This window comes from Bacillus sp. JJ664 (assembly GCF_036962205.1).
GTDB lineage: Bacteria > Bacillota > Bacilli > Bacillales > Bacillaceae_G > Gottfriedia.
This window is the reverse complement of sequence record NZ_JBALMS010000087.1, coordinates 1-7,307: the sequence shown is the minus strand read 5'-3', so window position 1 is coordinate 7,307 and position 7,307 is coordinate 1. Positions and strand designations below refer to the sequence as shown.

Below are 7,307 nucleotides of genomic sequence, written 5' to 3'. Positions count from 1 at the left end.
GTGAGAATTAAACAGATCGATTTAATAAAGAAAATTTTGAGCGTTCCAATGATCATTTATTTGATTTACTCATTTACGGCTGAGGAAGTTCATCATATAATCAAAGGCTTATTTTATCTTTTATTTGCAACGATTAGTTTATTAAATAGTCTTGAAAATAAAATATTAAAAAAGAAAGAAACTAATGATTTTGATGCTTGGTTATTAGGAGGCGTTCTGTTTTTTATCATTGGAATAATAGTGATATTTGAGATTTGGTAATTAATATATTTGTGAATTCGCATCGTTAATAATTGGATACCATTTTGTTTACAAAGGTAAGTCGAATGAACGGCTCATCAAGAAAGGCTAATAGGTAAAATAAGTGAAAAAGTTTAAGCGCAAAAATATAATCATATTCTTGATCGGAATCTTGGTGACTGTTTTGTTTTGCTACTATCAAAATAATGCCATCGAAGTGAATGAGACAATTATTCAATCACGTGAAATTCCAAAACAATTTAATAACTTTAAAATGATTCAATTGTCAGATCTTCATGGAAAAGAATTCGGAAAAGAACAAAATAATTTAGTAAGAAAAATAAAAAATGAAAAGCCAGATATGATTGTATTTACTGGTGATTTAATTGACTCTAAACATTATGTGGAAAAATATAGTTTAAAGTTAATGGAAGAAATAGTAAAAATTGCACCAGTCTATTATGTAACTGGAAATCATGAATATTGGTCTGGTAAGTATGAACAATTAGAGAGGAAATTGGAAAATTTGGGTGTTAATGTGTTAAATAATGAAAGTATAGTGGTAGAACGTGGTGGTGAAGCAATTCAACTCTTTGGGATTAATGACCCTGCCGAGCCAGGTAATGAATATTTAACCGAACAACAACAGGCGGAAGTTAATATAAAACATTCTATTGAAACGAAAATGAACGATTTAGAATTTAAAGTGTTATTATCTCATAGACCTGAATTACTTTCGCTATATTCAAATTATGATTTTGATGTAGTTCTTGCAGGACATGCGCATGGTGGGCAATTTAGAATTCCATTTGTGGGTGGAGTTATTGCCCCAAACCAAGGAGTTTTACCAAAGTACACTGCTGGACAATATAAAAAGAAGAATACAACGATGATTGTAAGCAGGGGACTAGGAAATAGTATTATTCCTCAGAGAATTTTTAATAGACCTGAGATTGTCGTAATAACTTTAAAAAGAATGTGAACGATAAGGCTATAACTATAATAATGTTCGTGATTTAAAGAGTTGCTAAAGGCAACTCTTTTTAATTGGCAATTTAGTGATAAAAGGATTTAATTAGTTTATAGCTTAATTTATTGAAAAAACAATAAAGAAGGTACATATTTGAAAAAAAAAATCGAGCTGTCAAAAATAGAATTGACATGACACCTATTAGTGTCCTAAAATAAAGACTCCAATTGGTGTCTGATAAAAAAGGAGAGGGTGATTTTGAGCGAGAAAAATCAAGAGCGTGATGTTTATGTAGCCATTGCTGATCCAACAAGGCGTAAAATACTGCGTTTATTGGCAGAAGTAGATGAATTACCACTTCACGAATTAACTCCTCAATTTCAAATGGGCCGTACCGCTGTTTCAAAACATCTGGCGATCCTCAAAGAAGCTGGTCTAGTTGCTGATCGTAAAGTAGGAAGAGAAACACGTTATCGATTAAATGCGGCACCACTAGAAGAAATTAAAGATTGGGTTTCTTTTTACGAAGGATTCTGGAAACAAAGATTTGTTAATCTAAATAGCATTTTGGAGGAGAAAAAATGAAATCAGATGTAGCATTAGAATATAAATATACAAATTCAATTGAACAGGTGTGGAATGCTTTAACTGATTCGGACACACTTGCAAAATGGATCATGGAAAATGATTTTAAACCGGTTGTAGGGCATAAATTTCAATTTCGTACTGAACCAAATGAATGGTGGAATGGAATTGTAGATTGTGAAGTACTTGAAGTAGAAGAGCCTCATACATTATCTTACATTTGGGCAAGTGCCGGAGAAACAACTACAGTTACATGGACTTTGAAAGAACTTTCAGATGGGACAGTCCAATTAAATCTAGATCAAACTGGATTTAGTGAAGAAACAAAAGCACGCGTTGGAGCAATTGAGGGAGCTAAACATGCTTGGACGAATATGGGTAATCAGCTAGGAAAAGTATTAGCAGAAGTGTAATTGAAAGGCTTAATAACAACATCATTTTTAGTTAAGAAGTTAAATTAATGTATCGGACTTCAACAATAAATTGTATTTGACGATCAAGTAAAAAAAGGTGAAACATATTTGACTTACATAATATGTTTCACCCTTTTTTTTATTTTTATGATTCATTATTTTATTTTAGTTAAATACGAAAAAAAATTACAAGTTCATGTAAAAACTGAAGGGTTTACCATTCATTTGGTTCATAATTTAACTCTCTAAATAATTGTGTTTTTTCTTTCTTTGTTAAGTCTCTCCATTGACCTATTGGCAAATTGTTCAGATGAATATTCATGATACGTGTTCGTTGAAGTCGATACACTTCATAACCAAGTGCTTCACACATACGACGAATTTGACGATTTAACCCTTGTGTTAAGATGATTTGAAAGTCATATTTTGAAAGTTGTTTTACTTCACAAGGTAGTGTTTTTGTTCCTAAAATTTTGACACCCGCTGCCATTTCTTCTAAGAAGGTAGGAGTGATTGGTTTATCGACTGAGACGATGTATTCTTTTTCATGCTTATTCTCAGCACGTAATATTTCGTTAACAATATCACCATCGTTCGTTAGTAGAATTAAGCCCTCAGAGTCTTTATCCAGTCGACCTATATTAAAAACTCGTAGTGGATGATTAACTAAATCAACAATATTTCCTTTTACACCTTTTTCAGTTGTACTAGTTATTCCAACGGGTTTATTTAGTGCAATGTAAACATTATTTCGGGCTAATCGAATATATTCTCCATTTACAATTACCTCATCGCCAGGTTCAACTTGGCTACCGATTTTTGCAACTTTACCGTTTATTTTAACTCTACCTTCACTGATTAATTTATCCGCAGCACGTCTAGATGCTTTTCCAGATTCACTAATGAATTTATTTAAACGAATGATCAACAACCCCTTAATGCTAAATTATATTTTCAGAATAACATATTTGTAATGATTATTAAAAAAGAAGTTGTAAAATGCGGGAATATATTAATAAAATTCATACTTTTATCGATATTTTTAAAAATGAATCATTCATTTTTACTATATAATTATCTTCTATTTACACATACTAATTAAAAAATGAAATAGGTGAGTGTAAATGGATCTTTCTTTTGATAAGCTTTTAGAACAATTTGACTTAAAGAAAAATGAACATCAACGTAACATGCACAAAATTAATAAAAGAATTGATGAAATAGAATCTCATATGGATAGTATGAAAAAACAATTACATAGTTTTGATCATCAAATAGAGAGTATTGAAAAAGATTTAAAAACCACTCTATCTATGATCAATCAAGAAGAGTTTTCGCATAGTCACCAGGAGCAAAATAATCAAAACGACGATCATCAACTAAAACACAATCAAACTCATAAAGAAAAAAAGAATCATCATCACAAAAATCAAGAAAATCATGAAGAAAAGCATAAATGGGCAGAAAGCATTCTTAATAATGTTGAGGAATATGCCTCAAATATTTTTAAAAATGGTAATGAAGACGAACACCGAAAAAATCAAACCGATGATCAAAATCAACAAAGCAGAACAAGTAAAAATGCAAAGAAACGTAAAAATGAATCAGAATTGAATCCAATGCCAAATATAATACCTGAACAATATTCAGCTAGTATCTCAAATCATCAGACGAATACAGCTAATATAGGTATTCAAAATGGAGCACATTCATTTGATGAAGGCTCTTTAACTCAGAGTTATATACAAGAGTCATTTGAACAAATAAACCAAGAACATACTCTAAATCAGTCTACAATGAATGGAAATAATAACGACCAAACTATACACAAAGATTTAAACCAATTAGAGCAAAATTATGAAGATTTATCGATTGACGATTGGGAAGATAAAACAACAAATTTATCGATGTCGGAATGGTTTGAAGTAGATCCTAGAACAGACAGATAAAATGAAAAACATTACTTCTAAAGAGGAGTAATGTTTTTTTGCATTTTTGGAAAAGTGTTTTATTAAGAAGGACTAAATTCTTTTTTGTTGAAATTAAGAGAGTGTCGTAATTTTAAAATAGAAGGTGAAAAATTTGTTGTCAAAAGAACAATTGTTACAAATAAAAGAATTGCAAGAAGCATGTGAGAGCCATGATCTAATTAAGTTAAAATTAAATTGGGATATGCTTAGAAATAGAGATGGTGATGTTAAAGAAGATTTCTTTTATTATGAGGAGAATCAATTAGTTGGGTTCTTAGGTAAATATTACTTTGGTAGTAAAGTAGAAATTTGTGGAATGGTCCATCCAAAATATAGAAGAAAAGGAATTTTCACGACACTACTTCGTGAAGGTCTTGAAAGTAGCAGTAATGCAACGTCGATCTTATTGAATGCTCCAGCAGCATCTACAACAGCACAAGAGTTTATTAAAACTCAGAAATGCGACTATTCATTCTCAGAATACCAAATGGTTTGGAAGGATCAAGAAGTACAATCTTTTGAACCAATAATTAAACTGTCAGATGCGACAAAAGAAGATTTTGAACTGATTTCAAAAATAGATGTAGAGTCCTTTGGTTTTGAAGAAAAAGATGCTCTAACATATAATGCGCGAGTTTTAAATGAGCCGAACCGTAAATGTTACATCATAGAAGTAAATGATGAAAAAATCGGGAAACTGAGTGTACAAAGAGAACATCATGAAACTTGGATCTACGGTTTTGCTATCTTACCAAAATATCAAGGCTTTGGATATGGAAAAAATACATTATTGCAAATTATTGAGCAAGAAAATAAAACAGGAAATAAGATACATTTAGAAGTAGCTTTAGAAAATAAAAACGCAAAAAAATTATATACAAGCTGTGGCTTCGAACAATATGACACGCAAGACTACTATCAATATAAATGAAAAAAGGAATGTGTAACCCACATTCTTTTTTTAGATTGGGGAGGAAATATGTTAAATAAAATAGGGAAGTAATGGATATTGCTCTAAAATCACCTTTAAATAGAATATATGACTCATACTTGAACTTTTTATATGTTAAACTAAGGAATGAAATATATGGTAAAGGGTGAAAACTTTGGAGAAAATTCGTGGTTTTGAAATAGCAAAAGGTTTTGAAAAGGAAGGCGTTAATTTGCCTAAGAGAGCGACTACTCACGCTGCTGGTTACGATATTGAAAGTATTGAAGATACAATCATTCAACCAAATGAATTTAAACTAGTTGGCACTGGTGTAAAAGCATATATGCAAAGGGATGAATTTCTTGCATTATTCGTACGCTCTTCTACGCCTTTAAAAAAGGGTTTATTAAAAGGAAATGGAGTAGGGGTCATTGATTCGGATTATTATAGCAATCCATCAAATGATGGGCATATCATGATGCAGCTTTTAAATGTTACAAATGAACCTGTCATTATTCAAAAAGGTGAGCGAATTGGACAAGCGGTATTCCAAAAGTTTTTATTAACTGACGATGATATTGCTGGTGAAGAAAGAACAAGCGGATTCGGTAGTACAGGAAAATAAAAAAAGCAGTACTCGAATGATCGAGTGCTGCTTTTTTTTGAAATTAGTCTAACATTCTTGCAAGTTTTGGTGATAATGCAAGTAAAATTAAACCTGCAACGATTGCCGCTCCACCTACTGCTAAGAATACTTGTAACATACCTAGTGTAGTTGTGAATGCTGCTAATTGACCACCAACTAAGTTAGCGATAAAACTTGATGATAACCATACACCCATTAATAATGAAGCAAGTTTAACTGGTGCATAACGTGATACTGCTGATAAACCAACTGGTGAAAGTACTAATTCAGCAATTGTATGGAAGAAATATGTCATAACCATGAACATCATATTTGCTTTTACAGTAATATGATTTGGATCAGAACCTGTTTTCATAACTGCCATAATTGTGAATGCGAAACCAACACCTAAAAGGATTAGACCCATTGCCATTTTCGCAGGAACGCTAATGTTTTTACCATTTCTTGCCATTTTAATCCAGATCGCAGAGAGTACTGGAGCGAAAAGCATAATGAATAATGGATTAACAGATTGGAACCAAGCAGATGGTACAGGGAAGCTACCAACATTTAGATCTAAGAAACGTTCAGTATAAAGAGTTAATGATGAACCAGCTTGTTCAAATCCTGCCCAGAAAAATACTACGAATGCTGCTAAGATAAAGATAACAGTCGTACGTTGTTTTTCTTTCTTAGTAAGAGGAACATCCTTAACTGAAGCGCTGTTACCCTCTTTCACAATCTTAGCATTAGGTTTTGTACCTAAATCACCAAGATATTTTGAAGCTAATAAATTGAAAATAATTTGACCAATAATCATACCAATAGCTGCAGCTAAGAAACCATAACGGTAACCGAATAAATCATCACCTGCAGCATTTTTAGACATAAATAAATTTTGTGCTAAGTAACCAGTAACAAGTGGAGCAAAGAATGCACCTAAGTTGATACCCATGTAGAAGATTGTGAATGCACCATCACGACGTGGGTCATCTCCTTCATAAAGTTCACCAACGATTGTTGAGATATTTGGCTTGAAGAAACCATTACCGATAATCATTAAAATCAATCCAAGGTATAAACCAGTTGAAGAATGAATGCCGAATAATGCGATATTACCAACTGCCATGATGATCCCACCAATAGTAATAGCAGAACGTTTAGCTAGGAAATTATCTGTTATCCAACCACCGATAATTGGTGTGAAATAAACTAGACCAGTAAATAATCCGTAAAGTTGTAAAGCCCAAGCATCTTTAAATCCAAGTCCACCTTGAACTACAGATGTTGTCAAATAAAGAACTAATAGTGCACGCATTCCATAATAACTAAAGCGTTCCCAAGCCTCTGTTGCAAATAATAAGTAAAGGCCAGGCGGATGTTTCGTTTTTTGTTGTTGCTCATTTGATGATACGTTTTGAGTCGCTACGCTCATTTTAATTCCTCCCTCTTATGTGCTATTCTTTGTCGTTTTCTGTTTGAATATTTATTGTCGCAAATTCATACACTATTCTGTCAATTTGGTGTAAAAAATAATTTAAATTCTACAAATTTCGACAATTCTACTTAAAAA

At 32.1% G+C, this 7,307-nt stretch carries 9 protein-coding genes; 7 read left to right on the top strand and 2 right to left on the bottom strand.

Features of this window, described 5'->3' with window-relative positions:
- From V7056_RS14675 to V7056_RS14660, 4 genes are all read left to right on the top strand, one after another.
- A partial coding sequence (locus V7056_RS14675; protein ID WP_499703090.1) for a hypothetical protein occupies nt 1-261 on the top strand: 261 nt, incomplete at its 5' end.
- A 103-nt stretch (nt 262-364) separates the two neighbouring features.
- On the top strand, nt 365-1,222 hold the full coding sequence (locus V7056_RS14670; RefSeq protein ID WP_499703088.1) for a metallophosphoesterase: 858 nt from the start codon (nt 365-367) through the stop codon (nt 1,220-1,222).
- A 246-nt stretch (nt 1,223-1,468) separates the two neighbouring features.
- On the top strand, nt 1,469-1,795 hold the full coding sequence (locus V7056_RS14665; protein WP_499703086.1) for an ArsR/SmtB family transcription factor: 327 nt from the start codon (nt 1,469-1,471) through the stop codon (nt 1,793-1,795).
- Complete coding sequence (locus V7056_RS14660; protein WP_499703084.1) at nt 1,792-2,208, top strand: SRPBCC family protein; 417 nt, start codon at nt 1,792-1,794, stop codon at nt 2,206-2,208. Before V7056_RS14665 ends, V7056_RS14660 begins: the two co-directional genes overlap by 4 nt.
- Nucleotides 2,209-2,422: 214 nt before the next feature.
- On the opposite strand, the gene rluF is transcribed toward V7056_RS14660, so the two are convergent.
- Entirely contained in the window at nt 2,423-3,130 is a 708-nt protein-coding gene (gene rluF / locus V7056_RS14655; protein WP_499703091.1) for a 23S rRNA pseudouridine(2604) synthase RluF, read from the bottom strand.
- Between the two features lie 202 nt (nt 3,131-3,332).
- Between rluF and V7056_RS14650 the strand changes: the two genes are divergently transcribed.
- The 3 genes from V7056_RS14650 (at nt 3,333) to V7056_RS14640 (ending at nt 5,734) form a co-directional block, all read left to right on the top strand.
- Nucleotides 3,333-4,157 (top strand): hypothetical protein, encoded by an 825-nt coding sequence (locus V7056_RS14650; RefSeq protein ID WP_499703082.1) that lies wholly within the window; start codon nt 3,333-3,335, stop codon nt 4,155-4,157.
- A 136-nt stretch (nt 4,158-4,293) separates the two neighbouring features.
- Complete coding sequence (locus V7056_RS14645) at nt 4,294-5,109, top strand: GNAT family N-acetyltransferase (protein ID WP_499703080.1); 816 nt, start codon at nt 4,294-4,296, stop codon at nt 5,107-5,109.
- Nucleotides 5,110-5,284: 175 nt separating this feature from the next.
- Nucleotides 5,285-5,734, top strand: coding sequence for a dCTP deaminase domain-containing protein (locus V7056_RS14640; protein ID WP_499703078.1), 450 nt, complete (start codon nt 5,285-5,287; stop codon nt 5,732-5,734).
- A 43-nt stretch (nt 5,735-5,777) separates the two neighbouring features.
- Here V7056_RS14640 and V7056_RS14635 read toward each other — a convergent pair whose 3' ends face one another.
- Nucleotides 5,778-7,169 carry a peptide MFS transporter gene (locus V7056_RS14635; RefSeq protein WP_499703077.1) on the bottom strand — a complete coding sequence of 464 codons (1,392 nt, stop codon included), beginning with the start codon at nt 7,167-7,169 and terminating at the stop codon, nt 5,778-5,780.
- Nucleotides 7,170-7,307 lie beyond the last annotated feature (138 nt).